Here is a 19850-nt window from a genome sequence, read left to right as displayed (position 1 = left end):
CAAAAAAATTCTAAAATACATTTTAAATACATAAAAAAGCATTTAAATACATTTATTTTGTTTTATAAATAATAAAAATCAAGTTTTGACCCATATTTTACTCGCAGGTAAATTTTTAAACATCAAATGGGTTCAGATATTTCAAAATACAGCGTCCGACTGGCAAGACAATTTTTCTTGGTAGCCGGTAAGTCCAAAACCTTAATTGGAATAATCGTTAGTCTGCTTATTCTATGCAATGAAAATGTATTTGGTCAAGCGGTATGGCAAAATTCAACTACAAATACAGGATTTTCAACAAGTGCATCTGCAAATAGACCTGATAACACCAATTCCGGTGATTTACTTGTCGCTTCCCTTACTTTTCGATTGGATGTCAGCGGATTGTCTATTACCAATCCCGAGGGATGGGAGCTTATATCAAGGACCGATCAGGGCTCAAACTTAGGACTGGCAACATATTACAAAATAGCAAATAGTACGGAGCCATCTTCCTATAGCTGGGGCGTATACACAAGCAACAATAGGTGGAGTCTTGGGATATCAAGGATTACGGGGGCATCGGCAGGTACACCAATTACAATCTTTAATGAGAGTTCTTCAGGCTCTTCATCTACTTCTGTAGAAGCACCTTCAATTAACACCATAGAAAACAATCAGTTAGTATTATCATTTTTTGCAAATGGAAACGCAGGGTCTTTTACTAGCCCCTCAGGAAGTACTGAACGGTATGATAACCCCTATACTGGCGGTAGCAGTGGAATCAGACCTTCAAATATGCTGGCCACTTATATTCAAATCAACAAGGGGGCAACAGGAAATAAAATTGCTACTTCCTCCTCATCGGCAGTTTGGGTAGCACAACAGATTGCAATTAATTCAACATTACAAAATACCCCGTATCCGGTAATTGAAAGGACACAAACTCACGTAAACAACTCCGAAACTTCCTCTCATTCTATTTCATTGCCAACTGGTATCCAAACGGGCGAATTGATTTTGGTAGCATTCAGGATCCGAGATGGAAGAACCGTCACATCAGAACCCTCAGGTTGGAATAAATTGGTAGATGCAAATAACAGTGGACGAACTTATGTCTACTACAAAACAGCCCAAGGATCATCTGAAAATTTTTCGATTGGACTATCAGGATCATCAAGAATCGCTGCGGTTTCCTACCGAATTTCAAATTGGGAGGACACACCACAAGTAGCTGTCACAAGCAGTGGAACAAATCCACCAAATCTAAATCCCGGATGGGCAGCATCACCTGCTCTCTATTTAGCGGGCTTAACTTTCCGGGAATCCGATCAATCCATTTCTGGTACACCAACGGGATTTTCAAATCTGATAGTTGCCGCAAATACTTCTAATGGAAGCAATAGATACTTTGAGGTGGGCATAGTGCAAAAGTTTTCTTCAGCAGGTTCAGAGGATCCTTCCTCTTTTTCTTCAGGGGGTGCCAACCCTACTTCGTTTACTATTGGAATCAAAGGCAAAAAGAAAAAGCTGACAGTTTCGGCAAACTCAGTATCTAAGGTATATGGAGAGCCAGACCCAATGTTAGCCTATTCGGTAACCGGTTTTGAAAATGGTGACGATGCAAGTATTTTGACAGGTTCTCTAATCCGCGAAACGGGAGAAAATACCGGTACATATGTGATTTCCCTAGGAAGTTTAGATGCCCAAGACTACAGCCTTGAGTTCACTTCGGCTGATTTCTCAATAACTCCCAAAACATTGACCATTACACCAAGTACCGGTCAATTTAAATTGATGGGAGAACCCGATCCTGAAACCATAAGCTACGAAGCCACGGGATTTGAATTCTCAGACAACAGTTCATTACTGACAGGGAAACTCTCACGAAATGAGGGAGAAACTGCAGGTTTCTACCCGATTACATTGGGTACTGTAAGCTCGACCAGCGGGAATTACGCCCTAGAGTTTTTTGCCGGCATTCAATTTGAAATCAGGTCTAATCCTTCACAATACATTGTAACCTCAAGCGCCACAAATCCCAGAGCAGGAACTGTAATTTCTATCTCGGCCCAATTGGCAGATGAGAATAGGAGTGCCATCCCTGAAGCGGGAAGAACGGTGACCTGGTCCGAGTTGGGAAATGCAACAGGAAGCTTTTCAGCGCCTACTTCGGTGACAGATGCGAATGGAATTGCAACAGTGGATTTTACAACATCTCCCACAGTCGGTGTAAGTACAAAAATCACCGCTTCGGGATCCGGAGGATTATTTGGAACCTCACTTGAAATTCTCACTGTGGATGCCGTGCCAACACAATTGGCCTTTATTCAATCCCCAACTGGAAGTACAATTGCAGGACAACCTTTCCAAGGCCAACCAATAATTGAAGTCAGGGACATTGATGGAAATCGGGTTCAAAGTGCCACAACTTTGGTCAGTTTAAGTATTGCCGAGGGAACAGGAGACCTTAGAGGAACCATTTCATTGAATGCTATTGATGGCGTAGTTTCTTTTTCAGGATTGAATGTTGATCTGATTGGAGAAAACAAATCTATCATTGCAGAAGCGGATGGCTTGAGCCCTGCAACAAGCGGGACGTTTTCCATAATTGCAGCAGAAGCTTCCAGGTTGGTGGTTTATACAGGCGACCAACAACTGGCCCAAGTCGGAGAAGCAGTAGATATTGCTCCCGCAGTTAGCATCATGGATATTTTTGGAAACCCAGTTTCGGGGGTTTCTGTCACCTTTTCAGTTAACTCTGGGGGAGGAAGCATCATTCCGACCAATGATGTTTTATCAGACACTGAAGGTATCGCTGCCTTGAATTCTTGGATATTGGGAAGCAGTCCCGGTGAAAATACGCTCACTGCAAGTTCTCCAGGATTAGATTCCAAAATTTTCACAGCTATAGGCTCTGAGGACGAAAAAACGGTTTTCACGGACAATTCCACATTTACTGTTCCCGATGGGGTAACCAGCATTGTTGTTGAAGCTTGGGGCGCAGGAGGCGCAGGCGGAGGTGTCAATGGCAGATCCGGTAGAACCAGGTATGGTGCAGGCGGAGGCGGAGGTGCCTATGCCAAAAAAACTTTAGCGGTCAGCCCAGGAGAAATTCTGAACCTGGTAATCGGAAACGGCGGCTCATCTGATATAGATGAAGACGGATTGAATGGAGAATCAACATATATCAGCCAATACCAAAACTTGATTTATGCAGAAGGAGGATTTGGAGGTATAAGCTATTCAGGAAACAGTTCGACATTCGGTGGTATAGGAGGAAGGATATTTGAATCTAAAGGCGATGTGGTGATGGCAGGATTTTCAGGTACAAATGGCAGCGAAAATAATAGTAGTAATAATGGAAAAGGCGGGAATAGTGGGTTATTAGGAATTGGTGCCTCAGCCAGAACTTCAGCAGGAAACGGAAATACAGGAGGTCTACCGGGCGGTGGCGGCAGCGGAGGATTATCCACAAGCGGAAGTGATTTTGCAGGTGGATCAGGAGGTCAGGGCAAAATAATAATTACTTATCCTATACCTGTAAACCAATTTCAAGCAATATCATCCGGAAATTGGGAAGATGCTTCTATTTGGGAGCAGAGAATGACAAATGGCCAATGGGTAAGAATCAATTCAAAGCCGGGTACTAACTCTCAGGTAATTCTTTCGGGAACCAATCTCAGGGTTCTGGTCAATGAAGACCAATCATTTTCAGGTGATGTTCAGATAGTATCCGGCGCAGAATTGGTTTTGGGTCAGAATGTAGATTTTATTCTTTCCTTAGGATCAACCCTGACTACCGGCAATGAAGGGATTTTAAGCATGACAGAATCAAGTGCGGTCAAAGGTCAGGGAAATTTTATACTGAATGGCGGAGGAACTATGAAAATCGCCTCACCTGATGGCATTAAAGCTACGGCTGCTGCAGGATCTATCCAAAATACCGGAACAAGGACCTTTAGTACCAATGCCACAATAATCTATAATGGAACATCAGAACAGATTTTAGGAGATGGATTTCCCTCTGTCGTAGGCAACTTAGTCAAAGAAGGATTAAGCAATCTGATTATAGACAAAGTCTTAAGGGTTAATATGAACCTAACCTTGAATTCAGGCACAATTGAATTGAGAGAAAACCTATTTGTTGACATGGCACTGACCCTCAATGGATCTGCAAACCTCATTGTAAACACAGGAAAAACCCTCCAAGCTGATCTTCTTTCCAATATCAGTACCAATGAAATTTCAAAAATCATCCTACAGCCCAGAGCCAAATATTTTAATCTCGGTATCAGCACACCTAGATTAGAAGTACGCCAAGATCTTACAGGAGCACGTGGATGGAGAATGATCGGTGCACCTGTTAGGGAAACGACTTATCAGGATTTTCTCGGAGAAATAGAAAGTCAGGGATTTCCCGGATCAGCCCGACCAAACCTTCAGCCCAATGTCCTTTGGTGGGATGAAACCGATGGAGGCACAACTGCACAAGGGTGGAGAACCCCAAGCATTATCAGCCAACAGGTGGATCCTGGCAGAGGGCATTATGTTTTTGTCTTTGGGGGAGCAAAACTTCCCGGAGGCAATCCCGAATCATATTCGGATGTACTGCCATTGACTGTAGCGACCACAGGCCAAGAATTCAACCTGAATTCAGGAGGATTCACATTTGATATTTCTTACACCCAAAGGAATGAGCAGGTGACCTCAGGGAATAACAACTTCACGGAGGCTTCCATGGCAGATGCAGGTTTCAACCTTATTTCCAATCCTACTGCCAGCTACATTGATTTTCAGAAGGCCACCGGGTGGGAAAAAACCAACATCGACCAGACCATTTACATATGGAATCAAAATAAGAACAACGGCAACGGAGGCTTTGAGCTCTTTCAGGGGGACAACCCTGCCAATAGTATTGCTCCTTTCCAGGCATTTTGGATAAAAGCCAATGCACCAAATCCTGTCCTGACCATGAACAGTGAAGCCAAATCATTTGAGACAAGTTCATTTTATGGAAGAATAATAGAAGATATTCCGACAGAGGAACCTCTGAAAATCAAGTTTACTATTTCCGGTTCCAATATGGATGCTGAATCCATTCTAAGGTTCAGTCCCGAAGGTAAAGATGAAAAAGACGAGTGGGATGCTTATCAATTGGAATCTTTGAGCAATAACTGGCTTTTACTTTATTCCTATGGATCTCCAAAAGAAAAAACTCCTTTGGCGATCAATCACCTGAACCTGCCGGGAGAAAAAGAAGAAAAAACAATCCCGCTCAACATTGCCGCAGCATGGGAAGGGAAAACTTTTAAGGATGATTATTTGCTGACATGGGAACTGCCTGTAGAATGGCCATCCAACCAGAAAGTCGTCCTGATGGATCACATTTCCGAAAAAGCCATCGACATGACAAAGGTGTCAGAATACAGCTTCAATTTTGAGGCGCCTTCCACTTCAAATCCAAACCTTCGCATTGATGGCCTGGGAATGAAAAACCCTCAGGCAGTGGTATTCTCCAGTCCATATGAATCCGGCAATCCAAATGCCCGGGTCAATCCTGAAAGCCCCAAGCGACCTTTTTCTGTAGTGATCGGGTACCAAGGCAATAATACAGAACCTGAATACAGGCCTGAATTGCCAAAAATATACCCACCCTATCCAAACCCATTTATAGACCAGACCCGCATCAGGTTCTACCTTCCGGTTACTGCAAAAGCAGAAATCAAAATCTTCGATGCCAATGGAATTACAGTGGGACAATTTGATGCTGCTGAGTATCCCTCAGGCATCCATGAGTTGGATTGGGCACCCGCCACCAACACCTTACCTGCAGGAATTTACATTCTCCAGCTTATAACAGAAGAAAATGTGCTCACCCAAAAACTTTTAAAGAAATAAACATGAGAAAATTAACCCTTTTCATTGTATTCATCATTGGGCCACTTGCTTTCCTACAAAGCAAAGCTCAAACTGCAAAAGTTGAAATCAAAGCAACGGCGACTGTCTTGGATAACCTTCAGATGGTTTCAATAAGAGATTTAGACCTGATAAGCCCTCCGATCATAGATCAAAAAATTTCTGTGTCTCCTATTTTCTCAAGCTATGCGGGATTATTCAAAATCGTCGGGAGCCCGGGAACAAGAATAAAAATAAACTACCTGAGAACTGAATGGTTGGAGGAACAAAACGAAGGCCTGGGCAAAATCTTAGCAGAATATTCCTTGAGCGCCGGATATGAAGATAATCAAACCCAGAGTTTCTTACTCACCCCCGGGGAAGCTATTGTCACCCTAAATACAAGTGGGATCCTTTTCGTTTGGTTGGGGTCAGAACTGGATGTCAGTGAAGCAACCCCTGGCCTGTATTTATCTGAATTTGTTTTGGAGTTCGAATACATCTAAAAAACCAAAAGAAATTAAAAATGCTTGCAAATAGATCAAAAGAGGCTGGTTTTTAAACAGCGCTTTAATCAACAAATGAAAAATAGACGACTGAGGTCAATAAATATATTGAAAAAAATAAGAAAAATTTTAATAAAAGCATTTCATATACAAATAAATGCATTTTCAAAAATATAATTTGTACTTCAAATAAATCAAAAATACTTTTACATAACAAATTTTGTATTTCAAAAGATTTCAAAACATTTCTCAAAGTATCAGAATTTTAAAAAGCTTTTCAAAGATCTACTGCAAGTAAGCGACATCCGCAATTCAAATGCAGCAGAAATAAAAAGAACCGATCTCAAGAAGAATATAAATGATAGAAGCACCCATGACCACAAAAAAACAAAATATAGCCTCGATGATGAAAATAATGAGCCTGTGCATTATGATGATCTTTAATGCTATAGATTGTGCTTGTGCACAGAGAATCAGCTTCAGCACCTGGACAGGTAGCGAGGATATAATCATAACCTCTTTAAGCGGTGTCAATCCCAGGATATCCTTCAATGCCAAAAAAAGAGTAATCGTAGCCAGAACTGAAAAAATCGATATAGCGCTTTCCGATGACCAAGCTCTGGTTTTCAAGATTGAGGCTCCCTTAAATTATGATTTGACAGTTGAAATCAACACACCTACCCATTTGTACAAGGACGGAGATCCCAATAAAGGAGCAATTCCGGTTTCCTTCAGGATGGCATACAACAATCAAGGAGCTCAAAATGAATTCCAAGGCAAACAAAATGTGGTAGAAATCCCAAACGGGTTCAACAATGCAACATTCCCCGTCAATAGGAGGCTAGCTGGTACACCACCTATTCCCATCACGCCAGAATATGAAAATTTTGCAAAACCAAAAGGAACAGCTTACCTGTACATCTATGGTTCATTTGGACCGGTCGGTGATGTCCCGGCGGGGGATTATGTAGCTGAAGCCCAACTGAATGTTTATTTCTCAAATTATGAAAACTGATATGAAAATTGGCATTCTCATGATTCTCCTGACTTGTGCATTATGCTTTCAGGTACAGGCCCAATTCCTGAATATCAGGATCAATATACCTGCCGGAATGGTGTTTTCTGAAAATCCCGGACAAAAAGTGTTTGGTGGTATGACCGGAAATGCCAATCAAGACCAAATCCCGATTACCTGGATAGCGATGGAATCTATGGAAAACCTCAGTTTTTTGGTTTCGATAGAAAATCAGGATACCAATCAGGGCCAAGTACCAAAAGGATTCTATATCAATCAGAGGGGTTGGGATTTGTCGGAAGCAAGGGAATTATTCCCAGGACCAAATCAGCTAACGATCGATAACCGGCACCTCTTGATTAGAAATATCAGTCCAAAGGTTTCCTTTCTCCAAGCGTGGTTGGGAATCCCAAGTAACAAGTCCTTAATAATTAAAATCGAATACCCTTAAAATAAATCATAATTAAAAATTATCTAAAACAAAAACAATTTAAAACAATTAAAAACAAACAAAACAATTAAAATCATGAAAAATCTAGTAAAATTCTCATTCGTAGTTGCATTTTTCGCAGCAATTGGTTTCTCAGCAAATGCCCAAACTGATAACGCTACTATATCAGTTGGAGCTAAGGTTTATGACCAAATTTCAGTAGATGGATTTAGGAACCTTGAAATCGGACAAGTTATGATCAACACCGTCAAGACGGTAGATATAGACGGAACTATCACAGGTTCTGCAGGTATATCCGGTTCAGGTGTCCAAGTCGGTGTATTCAAAGTTTTTGCCGGTGCAGGTTCAGATGTTACCTTGGATTTTACCGACATCAGTACTTTGAGTGATGGAGGTTCAAACACTATGGCAATCACTTTCAATGATGGCTCCAATGATTTGGTGGGTTATGGCCTTGACCCGGATGACGCTTCCGCAGCTGTAAGGTTTTCTAGTCTTTCAGCTATTGTGGCAGATGGAGTAACTGCAAACAAGTTCCCAACAAACACTATAGATTCCAAGAATGGAATTGTTGTATACGTGGGTGCCAAAGTGACTGCAGCTTCTGATCAAGCTTCCGGAACATATACAGGTACTGTAACCCTTACTGCTACTTACAACTAATTTATCAACTCCCCGGTGGCAATCCAGCATTGCCACCGGTTCTTTTTCAATACTCTCATGAAAAAATTATTCTACTCGCTCATCCTGTCTTTTCTCGCTTTCGGAGCTACAGCACAGGTATCTCTTGCCCCAACAACGGTGTTTACCGATGCTTATGGAGTCGGAACTCTATTTGTGTCCAATAGTTCTGATACCCCCCAAGAAGTTAACATCAGTTTCTTGTTTGGATATCCCGCCAGTGATTCATTGGGAAATGTATCCATGGTCTATACTGACAGCATCAAAGAAGGACAATACGGACTTACTGAAAGAGTAAGAACATTTCCAAAATCATTTATCTTGGCCCCAGGCCAACAACGAACGGTCAGATTGCAGGTAAAGCCTGACAGAACCAAAGCAGCAGGCACTTATTTCACCCGAGTAAAAGTCCTTTCCAATGCGCAATCAGCAGACATTGGTCAAACAAGCACAGCTGAAATCGCCACACAGGTTACCTTTCAGTTTGAGCAGGTAATAGCCATGTTTTACAAATCAGGAACAGTATCAACCGGACTTGATATCAAACACATAGAACCTAAGGTAACATCAGGATCAATTTTGATTAATTCGGAGTTTGAAGTTGCAGGTAATTCCCCATATCTAGGTAGCTTCAATGCTGTACTAAAAGATCCCTCTGGCAAAATCGTTACCGAACAACAACAAACACTTGCATTGTATTTTGAAGGCAAAAGATCATTTGGAATAAACCTTCCCGAGGAAATCAAGCCGGGTAATTATATCTTAGAAGTTTTATTCAAAACTGAAAGGTCAGATATCCCCACTGCAGACCTGGTACAGTCAGCACCCCTGGTCAGAACGTTTTCTGTACAAATCCTTTGATTTTAGGAATTATTTAAATCAATTCTTACTCTTAGTCACCCAGCCCCGAATATAAATCCTTTTGATTTTGAAAACCTTCACAACATGGTTGTGGAAGATTTCAAAGCCTGTCACTCTTGTATCCTTGCTTCTTCTGATATTGGGTTTCTCTAGCCCGATATTAGCTCAGCGAGAACCAGATGGAGAAGCTTTGCTTATTCTTTCCCATCCTTCTACCGGACAAGTCTATTTGAATGCCCTCTTTTTTGGAGATGAGGCCTATTTGCCGGTTGGTGAAGTTTTAAGCTTATTATATATTCCAAGCGAACGGCTACCCTCTGGCAAAGGTCTTCAAGGATTTTTTCCAGATAAAAAAAATCCATGGACCATAGATCCTTTGGAAAATAAAATCATCATCAAAGGTCTGGAAGAAACCTTACCTGCTGACAAATTTTACTTTGCGGAGATGGATCTATATATCCACCCCGATTATTTTCTAAGGATCTTTGGACTCCGCTTTATGGTCAATATCATAAACCTTTCTGCCAGCTTTAAATCTGAATATCCACTTCCAATTGAAGAAAGACAGAAAAGAGAAATGATCAGAAAAAAACTGGAATCAGGAAGGCGAGTGGACGAGTCAGTCCCCATGCTTTTTGATAGAAACAGAAAATTCCTGAGTCTTGGTCTATTAGATTATGTCATAAATTATGACAAATCCAATGAAGGATCCAATACCTCTTTTCAATTAAGGACAGGAATGGAGTTTTTGGGAGGCGACTTAGAAGGATCAATTTCCGGAATCAAAAATGGAAGAAACATAAACTTAGATTATTCAGGTCTGAGATGGAGGTATGTATTGCCTGGTGCTTTGAAACCTGAAAAAAATGTATTGCTGACTACGGTCACTGCAGGACAGATCAACACAAGCAGTCAAACCAATAGCATGGCTCTTACTGGAATATCGATTAGTAACAATCCTGTTCTCCCCCGTCAGGAACTTGACATTTTTATTATTGATGGGTATACAGAAGCGGATTCAGAAGTTGAATTGCTGATCGGCGGTCAATTAGTCGATTTCACCAGAGCAGATGAGGTTGGATATTACCGTTTCAATGCCCCAATTTCCTTTGGAACTACCTTTCTATCCATCAGGATCTATACTCCAAGTGGCGATGTCATCATACAAGACAGGCAGTATCAGATTCCATTTACATTTCTTCCAAAAGGATTTGTAACCTATAATCTCCAGACTGGATACCTAGGAAATGGTTTGGATAGCCTTTCAACCTCTTTGGCAACACATGGAGATATTGCAATAGGCCTGTCCAATGCCATAACAGTTAAGGCAGGGATAGATTATGGCAATGCATTTGGCGAAAAAAAGAAATCCAATTACTATGGAATTTCAACACGTATTTTCCAACAATATTTATTCAATGTGGATGTAATTCCCGACAGATATTACAGGGCCTCAGGAAGTGTTTTTTATGCCAACAATGTAAATATCAGCACCCAGTTTACAGAATATAAAGGTCAAAGCGAATTTACACGGGAAGGCCAGTTCCGGGATGCCAATCTAAATGTCTTTTTACCTTTCAAACTTTTTGGAAAGTTTACCGGAATCAGAGTTTCCGGAGAAAAAATTTGGCTTGAAGGTGGCTTTAGAAGCAATTTTCAGGGTGATTTCAATACACAGCTTGGCAGAGTAAGTGCAAGATTAAATTATCGGGGTGACCTCAGCGGAGCCTACAAAATCAGCGAAGATGAATCTTGGAATGCCAAAAGCTTGCTTACATCTTCCCTCACATATATGCTCCCAAGAAGCCCAAGTCTACCGGTTTTTGTAAGAGGGATGTTTTTAAGAGGTCAGATGAGGTATGATTTCAACAGAAATGCACCTTTGGCTTTGAACATGCTTTTATCCCAAACCCTGTTTAAGTTCGGCAGGTTAACCCTCGGATATGACCGGGATTTAGTAAAAGGACTAGGTCAAATGCAGATTGGTTTCCTGTATGATTTTACAGCTGTCCGGACATCCTCACAATTTAACAAAAGGGGTAATACTTATTCTGCAAGGCAAAGCTTTAGTGGTTCATTGGGATTCGATCCTGCGGGAAAAATCCTTTTGCCTTCAAACAGGGATCAGGTGGGAAGATCGGGTATTTCCGTCCGGATGTTTATTGACCAAAACAACAATGAAAAATATGACAAAGGCGAAGAAATCATACCCGCAAAAGCGGTACAATTAGATAGATCTGCCAATATGCTTTTAGGATCAGATGGTATCCTGAGAATGTCTCAACTCCAAAACTATTGGACTTATAAGATGACTATAGATATCAATGCTTTGCCTGACCCAACACTTGCCCCAAAAGTAACCAGCTTTAATCTGGTGGCTGAACCCAACAGATATAAACAAATAGATATCCCTTTGTATAGAACAGGAATGATTGAAGGCATGGCAATCATTCACAAGAACGGAGGGCAAGAGGGTCTTGGGGGTTTGAGAATACACCTCAAAAAATCAGGGGAAGAGAATGTTTTGGAAACAATCCGGACCTTCTCTGATGGTGGATTCTACACTTACTCCCTCCTTCCCGGCAAATACACACTAGAAATTGACGAAGCACAGTTGGATTTCATGCAGGCAAGAATAGTCCAAAAAGTCCTCGAGTTTGAAATCAAGGCCCTTGCTGAAGGGGATTATGTTGAAGGTTTGAATTTCGAACTTTCAACATTGGAATCCAATTAAGGCAATCGGGAAATATTTTCCCGAGAGGGCCATTGACAGTGGATGAGAGTACGCTATCCTTGGCCCTTAATTTTTTTTTATCGAAGGTTTATTTCAATTCCAATTGTTCAATATTTCCGGTTCCGATACCTCTCAATTCTTCAAATCTTTTCTTCAGTTTCTCAAGCATTTCGGGTTCTGTTGAAGCAATGTTGTTTTTTTGGCCGGGATCTGACTTGAGGTTATAGAGTTGGTATTCAATATCATTTCCCAGTTCTATATTGACGGATTGATTTACTGCAGGACCTTGATAAGGAGGTATCATGATATAATCTCCGCTACGAAGGGCAGTTTTGGTGGTGGCCTCCAAAATCAATTCTTCTCTTCCCTGATTTGTTTCTCCCATCAGCACTGACAGCATGTCCTTGCTGTCTTCGGCGGCAATATCACTTCCGACAAGCTTGGACAAGGAAGCGAACAAATCCAATTGTGATACCAAGGCATCAGAAACCCCGGGTTTGATTTTCCCTTTCCAATAGGTCATAAATGGAACCTTGGTTCCTGCTTCAAAAAGGCTGTACTTCCCCCCTCTCAGGATTCCTGCAGGCTTATGGTTTCCTATTTTCTCTACAGCTTCATCGTAGTAACCATCATTCAGAACAGGCCCATTGTCAGATGAAAAGATCACCATGGTATTTTCCAAAATTCCTGCTTCTTCCAAAGTCTTCAGCAATTCCCCAATGGCCCAGTCAGCTTCCAAAATCACGTCTCCCCTTGGACCCATTCCTGATTTTCCTACAAATCTCGGGTGAGGAGTTCTGGGCACATGTGGCTGCTGCATCGCGAAATAAAGGAAAAATGGATTTTCTTCATTTTTCCTTTCACGGATATACTCCTGGGCTTTGATCAGAAAATGGTCTGCCATATCCTCATCTACCCATTTGGCTTTTTCTCCTCCTTTCATAAAACCGATCCGTGGGATACCGTTGACAATGCTGTTGTTATGGCCGTGATGCCATTTCATTTTGATCAGTTCAGGATTGTCCAAACCCGTTGGTTCACCTTCAAAGTTTTTGTCATATTCCACCAAAATGGGATCATCGGCTTCCAAACCGACTACTAGTCCATTTTCTATATAAACGGTCGGTACCCGATCCTGCGTCGCAGCCATGATATAGGCATAATCAAACCCAACCTCATTGGGTCCGGGTGAAACGCGCTGATTCCAATCCACATTTCCTTCACCCAGGCCCAAGTGCCATTTGCCTACAATTCCGGTATGGTAACCTTTGGTTTTCAACATTTTGGGAACGGTCATCTGATCAACTCCGATCAAAAGTGGAGCGGTTCCTGGTAGGATCTTTGCATTTTCATTTCTCCATGGATAAATCCCTGTCAGCAATGCATACCTGCTTGGCGTACAAGTAGCGGAGGTGGCATAGGTATTGGTGAACTTCATGCCTTCATTGGCCAACCCGTCCATATTGGGAGTCTGCAATTCGGTGGCACCGTAAGCGCTTAGATCACCATATCCCAAATCATCCAAATAAATGATGACAATGTTGGGTAGCATACGCTTCTCAGTTTGGCCGGTATTTTCATTTTTGCAGCCAAATAATAAGGTAAAAAATATTGCTGCAAAAAGGTCACGGATTAGACATGGTTTTACTTCTATGCTTGGGGTTTTCATTGGATTGTTGTTGGCAGAAGGTTTATTATACTTCGTAAGATGGGGAAATTTACATCATTTCAAAAAAACTCAATTGTTCCGCCAACATTAAAACTTTCCTAACCTTTAAACTTTTTGATCCCTAAAGCCTCCTCTTATTTGGATTGAGGTTGGTGTAGCTGATCAGTTCGTCATACCTCGAGCCCATGTCTCTGAAATAGATAAATACCTCATACTCGTTTTCTGTTTCGAAGTAATTTCCTTCAAACGGCGTCATGTTCCAGCCATCCGCGGTTTTATAGGCATATTGGTAATCGTACCATCCTTGCTTCAAAAGTAAAGTTGCCTCAAAATTTTTGGTGGACTTATTATAAACCATTTTTGAGGTAGGGTCATTTCCCCATTTTGTCATCGACCCGACGATAAATGGAGCTTCATTCCCCGGTTCCAATTGAAGGTTAAAAGTCACCAACATATATTCGCTTTCAAGCTCGTAATTTCTCCTCTCAAGGTTCATTACACCATATTGGCCATTGAGGTCAAGGTATTCTGAATAAACCCCCTGAGGCCTAGGTTTGTCAATTCCTGCTTCGGCATAGACGACATCCTCCTCCATTTTGATGGCTTTGACATTCATTCCTTTGGACCTGACAAACCTCAGGTCTATGAACCTAAACTCATTCCCTGCCCAAAAAACATTGCTGCCGTCAAAAAGCTGGTATTCAATCATTTTGATATCCTCCCGGATCATTGTTGGCGTTTTAAGCAATTTGGTATTGTCCCAACGTTGGTTTTGCCGGATCATGACTTTCAGGTTGTTTTTTGGATCAAACAATTCCCTAGCTTTATAATTGATATTGACATTGATCTGCTGTACTTCCCGCCTGTTTTCGGTTTGGCTTGGGGGAACGACCTTGGCTGCCACGGTCAAAATCCTTTGGAATACCATAAACCTTTTGGTTAACACAACCTGCTTTTGGTCTCTCCCTCTGTAAACCAGGATGGCATAATTACCTGACTTGGTAACCTTGGGTAAAACAAAATTGTATTGGAGATAGGGAATTCTTGTGTCAATTGAATAGCTGAAATCAAGAATATTGAATTCATTGAAGGCAACCAAATATTCAGGTTCTTTGAGGTCCGAAGGTGTCCAATCAAAGTTGCAATGGATGATTTTGGCAGAATACTGATCCGGGTCATAGGCCAAATCATCAAAGACCAACTGCATTGCCATTCCTGAATTCAATTCAATCACCGGTGAAGTCATCTGCGCTCCAAATTCCGAAGAAGCTGGAAAAAGCCTCACCGATTGGATATTTTCTTCAAATACTTTGTCCTCAAATACTTTTTGGGCAAAAAGGAAAGAAGGAAAAGTAAAACAGAAAATCAGAAGGGCGATAGGCTTACGCATGGTCTTTTTTTTTTTGACTCAATATAAAAAATTATGCCAAAGAAGCCGCCTCCTGCAAGGAACCAATCTCTTCTACCAATGTCTCCCAGTTTTGATTGAGTTCGGATTCTTGGTTTTTGAGTTTTTGATAAGATTGATTTACCTCCTCCATTTTTTTAATGTCTGAAAAAACAACCGGATCAGCCATTTTCTTTTCCAATTCGGCTTTTTTGGTTTCGATCTGAAGTATTTTTTCCTCAATCAAGGCAAGTTCATGTTCTTTTTTCTTCAGGTTTTTCTTGGCTTCGTTCACCTCAGTAATACTCAATTCCTTTTTTCGGGTATCCTGTTTTGGTTTGGAATCCTGTTTGGTGTCGGTGAGTGACGCAACCTGTTGAGATTTCCAATACACAAACTCGTCGTAATTTCCGGGATATTCTTTGATTTTGTTTTCTTCGATGTACCAGATTTTATTGGCCACACCACGGATAAAATGCCTGTCGTGAGAAACGGTGATGAAAGTTCCTTCATATTGCTCCATCGCCTGAATCAGGATGTTGACAGACTGAATATCAAGGTGGTTTGTCGGTTCATCCAAAAGCAGGAAGTTGGCCTCTGAGATCATTGTTTTGGCCAAAGCAACCCTTGATTTTTCTCCTCCCGAAAGGACTTTGATTTTTTTGAATACATCTTCATTGGTAAATAAAAAGCAACCCAACACATTTCTGAGTTCGGTTTCGGTTTTCTTGGAACCGGCCTGCACCATTTCCTGAAGGATTTCATTGTCGACATTCAAAGCTTCGAGCTGATGCTGTGCATAAAACGACTTGATGACATTGTGTCCCTGTTCGCGCTTACCTTTGATCGGTTCGGTACCGTCCACAATTCTCAAAAGCGTGGATTTACCTTTTCCATTGGCTCCGATCAGAGCGATCTTATCCCCTCTTTCGATCCTTGCAGTGGTGTCTTTCAAGATCACCAAGTCCCCATAAGCTTTGGAAACATGGTCCAAGACCACAACATCCCTACCTGATTTTTGGGAAAATTTAAATTTGAAATTCACAGAGATATTGTCATCCACCACTTCATTGACCCGGTCGAGCCTGTCCAAGGCTTTGATCCTAGATTGCACCTGATTGGATTTGGTGGCTTTGGCACGGAAGCGTTCGATAAATCGCTCCGTCTGCTTGATCATCTGCTGCTGGTTTTCGTAGGCGTTTTGCTGGATTTCCATCCTTTCTTTCTTTTCCTCTTGGTAGAAAGAATAATTACCGGAATAGGAAGTCAACGATCCATTTGACACCTCCACAGTGATATCAACGCAATTGTCCAAAAAGTCCTGATCGTGGGAAACCACCACAACAGCACCTTCATAATTTTTGAGGTAATTTTCCACCCATTGGATGGAAGGCAAATCCAAGTGGTTGGTAGGTTCATCGAGCATCAGCAAAGAAGGCTTTTCCAAAAGCAACTTGGCAAGCATAACCCTCATTCTCCATCCCCCGGAAAAAGTCTTCAGCGGTCTTCCGAGGTCTTTTGTGTTGAAACCGATCCCTTCCAAAACCTCTTCCGCTTTGGCCTTGATGGTATAGCCTTCATTGGCTTCAAACTGGTCCTGCAACCTTGCCAATTTATTGATAATCTCATCAGAATGGTCCGTTTCCATCTGATGGAGTATATTTTCTATTTCTTGCTCAAGTTGGAGTGTCTCCTTGAAAGCCTCCAAAGCCACATCCAAAATACTGTCTTCTGATTGGTAAGAAAGCAAATCCTGGTTCAAAAAACCGATAGTACAATCCTTCGCTTTTTGGACTTCCCCTGAACTCGGCTGGATATCTCCATTGATGATTTTGAGCAAAGTCGACTTGCCGGTTCCGTTGAGACCGACCAATCCGATTTTGTCTTTAGGTTTGATATGGAGAGCGGCATTTTCGTAAAGCGCCCGGCCTCCGATAAAGTAAGAAAGATTATTAATTGATAACATGCTGCAAAAATAACCAAACTCCCGTTTATAAATGATTTCGTTGCAAATATTACTGAGAAAGTGTCTGGACTTTTAATTTTCGATAACTTGGAGGTTGTAAATGAAAACGTCCAAAGGGTTCAAAATCCTTGGAGGGTTAACCAAAAAACCAAAACCACCATGCGCAAAATAATCATCATACTCTGCCTCTCAGTCATCAGCCTGTCCTGCAATGCCCAAAGCAGCAAAAAAAGTGATATCCAACTGGAAAAAATCAAGCTTCCGGCAGGATTTCAGATCAGTGTTTGGGCTGAAGATGTTCCTGACGCGCGCTCACTAGCAATGAATGGCGACGGCAGCATCATTTTTGTCGGCAACAGACAGGGCAAAAATGTCTATGCTTTGGTCGATACCAACAAGGACGGAAAGGCTGATAAAAAATATACCCTTGCTGAAGGATTGCGGATGCCAAACGGTGTCGCTTTCAAGGATGGCGACCTCTATGTAGCGGAAGTCAGTAGGATTTTGAGATTTAGAAATATTGAAAAAACGCTGGATAAACCGGTTTTTGAAGTGGTCTATGACAAATTTCCAGACAAAGCGCATCACGGATGGAAATTCATCGCTTTTGGCCCTGATGGCTTACTTTATGTGCCGATAGGCGCTCCATGCAACATCTGCGAACCTGAAGAGATCTTCGCCTCTATCACGCGCATTGATGTCAAATCAACCAATATCCAACCTGAGATTTTTGCCAAAGGCATCAGAAATACTGTCGGTTTCGCTTGGCATCCTACATCCAAGGAAATCTGGTTTACAGACAATGGCCGAGACATGATGGGTGACGATGTGCCGGATTGCGAACTGAACAGCGCTCCTCAAAAAGGCATGCACTTCGGATACCCGTATTGGCATGCCGGTGATGTCAAAGATCCTGAGTTTGGAAGTAAAGGAAAAGACAAATCTGCCTATACGGCTCCCAAAGCCAAATTAGGAGCGCATACTGCACCATTGGGAATGAGGTTCTATACCGGAAATCAGTTTCCGGCTGCCTACAAAAACAACATCATCCTAGCCAAACACGGATCTTGGAACAGAAGCAAAAAGTCAGGTTACAACCTTACCCGAGTTGTCTTGGATGCCAACCAAAACGTGGTGAAACAGGAAGTATTTGCTGAAGGTTGGCTCGATGATGCCTCTCAGGATGTCTGGGGCAGACCTGTGGATGTCCTGCAGATGCCGGATGGCAGCATGTTGGTTTCAGATGATATGGCAAATTGTATTTATAAAATCACCTATTCAGGAAAGTAAAATAGATGGATGCTAAAATATAAATAGATCTCCCTGAGAGGTCCAATATGTTTTAGCATTCATCTTAATTTGAATCTGCACTTACCCGAAACCCTATTCAAAACCAATTGGATTGATCAAGAGTATGGAATACCGGTTAAAGCAATTCAAACGGTGTGTTGACCTATTTATTTTTGGGATTCGACAAAGATGGCATCCAAAAGACTGCCTGACTCCTTGGTGTCATTTCCAAGTTCCCAAAACATAATGCCTCCAAGTTTATTTTTTATGGCAAAACGGGTTTTGAGAGCCACAGATACGGTATCGTCGTAGGAAACCAACAGGCTATCCAAGCTTTGATACATGTAAGGCGCTTTTGCTTTGTCATCCCAAAATCTTTGAAAACTACTATCAGATTCATACCTGTTGCGGATTTGATGATAAGCCAGCCAACCTATATGGATACCCTTGCTCTTTTGGTATAAACCTTGATTTATTGGTGGCACACCTTTCCACACCCTTCCATAAAAAGCTGCCCCGATGATGATCTGTTCAGGTCTTACCCCTTTCTGAATCAAGAAATTAACAATCTTCTCCACCGAACGGGGTCCTTTGTCAGGACTTTTACCTGCCTCAAACAAGCTGTCCAAATGTGCCTGAAAAGGAGTTCCATTGATGTCATCATTGGATACGTGGCCTAGGGGTGTGTGGTGTCCTGTATAAATGGACTCACCCGAAACTTGGTCATAAGTCATCACATTCATAAAATCAGCATATTTCATGACTTCACTTACATCTACAAAATCATAATATCGCTCCCAACCTGCTGAAGCAAATGTCAAGACCTTAGGTTCATCAAAAGTATCAAGCATTTCCCTGAGCCCTTTCATCAGTTGGGTAAAGTTACGGGTATCTTCAGGCCTTGCTTTGGTTCCTGCTCCAGAAATACCCGGATATTCCCAATCCATATCGATCCCGTCCACTTGGAATTTCTCTATCAAATCTCTGGTGCTTTGGATAAATTTTGTCCGGCTTTCGGCAGTCAAGGCCATATCCGAAAATCCATCGGCACCCCAACCTCCACAAGCCACCATCACCTTCAGGCCCGGATTCCTTTCCTTTTGTCTGACCAATGCTTCCAATTTAGGCCCTGAAATCTCCGGTTTACTGAATTTCATTTCCCCATCAATTACTTTGGTAAATGAAAAAATGATGTGGGTCAATTTTTCAACAGGAATCAGTTCGGGTTTATAATCCTTCTCAGGCACATAGTATGCCATCACTGCCGTTTTTTGGTTTTCGGAAGCTTCTTCCTCGATGGTTTTGGATTCACATCCCAAAAGCAGTATAAAAACCAAACTGAAAGCCAAAATCGAATTTGTTTTGAAAATCATAAGTGATAATAGGTTGATCGAATTTTTTAATAAACTTTAA

Annotated in this window: 12 protein-coding genes; 8 read left to right on the top strand and 4 right to left on the bottom strand. The window is 41.7% G+C overall.

Going from position 1 to position 19850, the window contains the following annotated elements; genetic code table 11:
* The first annotated feature begins 126 nt into the window (after positions 1–126).
* The 7 genes from NU887_RS01935 to NU887_RS01905 all read left to right on the top strand — a co-directional run bounded on the left by NU887_RS01935 (position 127) and on the right by NU887_RS01905 (position 12125).
* Positions 127–5880, top strand: coding sequence for an MBG domain-containing protein (locus NU887_RS01935; protein WP_258421667.1), 5754 nt, complete (start codon positions 127–129; stop codon positions 5878–5880).
* 2 nt (positions 5881–5882) lie between these two features.
* The gene (locus NU887_RS01930; RefSeq protein ID WP_258421666.1) at positions 5883–6383 is read left to right on the top strand and encodes a hypothetical protein; all 501 of its coding nucleotides are present in this window, start codon (positions 5883–5885) and stop codon (positions 6381–6383) included.
* Positions 6384–6786: 403 nt separating this feature from the next.
* Positions 6787–7398, top strand: a complete 612-nt coding sequence (locus NU887_RS01925; protein WP_258421665.1) for a hypothetical protein — start codon at positions 6787–6789, stop codon at positions 7396–7398.
* A complete protein-coding gene (locus NU887_RS01920) occupies positions 7388–7849 on the top strand; it encodes a hypothetical protein (RefSeq protein ID WP_258421664.1) in 462 nt (153 codons plus the stop codon). Before NU887_RS01925 ends, NU887_RS01920 begins: the two co-directional genes overlap by 11 nt.
* 75 nt (positions 7850–7924) lie before the next feature.
* A complete protein-coding gene (locus NU887_RS01915; RefSeq protein WP_258421663.1) occupies positions 7925–8512 on the top strand; it encodes a DUF4402 domain-containing protein in 588 nt (195 codons plus the stop codon).
* 57 nt (positions 8513–8569) lie between these two features.
* Complete coding sequence (locus NU887_RS01910; protein WP_258421662.1) at positions 8570–9391, top strand: fimbrial biogenesis chaperone; 822 nt, start codon at positions 8570–8572, stop codon at positions 9389–9391.
* Positions 9392–9458: 67 nt separating this feature from the next.
* On the top strand, positions 9459–12125 hold the full coding sequence (locus NU887_RS01905; RefSeq protein ID WP_258421661.1) for a hypothetical protein: 2667 nt from the start codon (positions 9459–9461) through the stop codon (positions 12123–12125).
* A gap of 88 nt (positions 12126–12213) precedes the next feature.
* Here the strand turns inward: NU887_RS01905 and NU887_RS01900 are convergent, their stop codons facing one another.
* From NU887_RS01900 to NU887_RS01890, 3 genes are all read right to left on the bottom strand, one after another.
* Positions 12214–13794 carry a sulfatase family protein gene (locus NU887_RS01900; protein WP_258421660.1) on the bottom strand — a complete coding sequence of 527 codons (1581 nt, stop codon included), beginning with the start codon at positions 13792–13794 and terminating at the stop codon, positions 12214–12216.
* Positions 13795–13915: 121 nt separating this feature from the next.
* On the bottom strand, positions 13916–15184 hold the full coding sequence (locus NU887_RS01895; RefSeq protein ID WP_258421659.1) for a type IX secretion system plug protein: 1269 nt from the start codon (positions 15182–15184) through the stop codon (positions 13916–13918).
* Positions 15185–15215: 31 nt separating this feature from the next.
* Entirely contained in the window at positions 15216–17147 is a 1932-nt protein-coding gene (locus NU887_RS01890) for an ABC-F family ATP-binding cassette domain-containing protein (RefSeq protein ID WP_258421658.1), read from the bottom strand.
* A gap of 159 nt (positions 17148–17306) precedes the next feature.
* Between NU887_RS01890 and NU887_RS01885 the strand changes: the two genes are divergently transcribed.
* On the top strand, positions 17307–18437 hold the full coding sequence (locus tag NU887_RS01885) for a PQQ-dependent sugar dehydrogenase (protein WP_258421657.1): 1131 nt from the start codon (positions 17307–17309) through the stop codon (positions 18435–18437).
* 167 nt (positions 18438–18604) lie between these two features.
* On the opposite strand, the gene NU887_RS01880 is transcribed toward NU887_RS01885, so the two are convergent.
* A complete protein-coding gene (locus NU887_RS01880) occupies positions 18605–19810 on the bottom strand; it encodes a glycoside hydrolase family 18 protein (protein WP_258421656.1) in 1206 nt (401 codons plus the stop codon).
* Positions 19811–19850: the final 40 nt, after the last annotated feature.

This window comes from Aquiflexum gelatinilyticum (assembly GCF_024741135.1).
Taxonomy (GTDB): Bacteria; Bacteroidota; Bacteroidia; order Cytophagales; family Cyclobacteriaceae; genus Cognataquiflexum; species Cognataquiflexum gelatinilyticum.
This window is presented reverse-complemented; position numbering and strand designations above follow the sequence as displayed.

What these genes read in the sequence shown, in the direction of transcription:
- NU887_RS01920 (WP_258421664.1), top strand. Translation starts at nt 7,388, where the DNA reads ATGAAAACTGATATGAAAATTGGCATTCTCATGATTCTCCTGACTTGT.
- NU887_RS01925 (WP_258421665.1), top strand. Translation starts at nt 6,787, where the DNA reads ATGATGAAAATAATGAGCCTGTGCATTATGATGATCTTTAATGCTATA.
- NU887_RS01895 (WP_258421659.1), bottom strand. Translation starts at nt 15,184, where the DNA reads ATGCGTAAGCCTATCGCCCTTCTGATTTTCTGTTTTACTTTTCCTTCT.
- NU887_RS01880 (WP_258421656.1), bottom strand. Translation starts at nt 19,810, where the DNA reads ATGATTTTCAAAACAAATTCGATTTTGGCTTTCAGTTTGGTTTTTATA.
- NU887_RS01900 (WP_258421660.1), bottom strand. Translation starts at nt 13,794, where the DNA reads ATGAAAACCCCAAGCATAGAAGTAAAACCATGTCTAATCCGTGACCTT.
- NU887_RS01885 (WP_258421657.1), top strand. Translation starts at nt 17,307, where the DNA reads ATGCGCAAAATAATCATCATACTCTGCCTCTCAGTCATCAGCCTGTCC.
- NU887_RS01915 (WP_258421663.1), top strand. Translation starts at nt 7,925, where the DNA reads ATGAAAAATCTAGTAAAATTCTCATTCGTAGTTGCATTTTTCGCAGCA.
- NU887_RS01890 (WP_258421658.1), bottom strand. Translation starts at nt 17,147, where the DNA reads ATGTTATCAATTAATAATCTTTCTTACTTTATCGGAGGCCGGGCGCTT.
- NU887_RS01910 (WP_258421662.1), top strand. Translation starts at nt 8,570, where the DNA reads ATGAAAAAATTATTCTACTCGCTCATCCTGTCTTTTCTCGCTTTCGGA.
- NU887_RS01930 (WP_258421666.1), top strand. Translation starts at nt 5,883, where the DNA reads ATGAGAAAATTAACCCTTTTCATTGTATTCATCATTGGGCCACTTGCT.
- NU887_RS01935 (WP_258421667.1), top strand. Translation starts at nt 127, where the DNA reads ATGGGTTCAGATATTTCAAAATACAGCGTCCGACTGGCAAGACAATTT.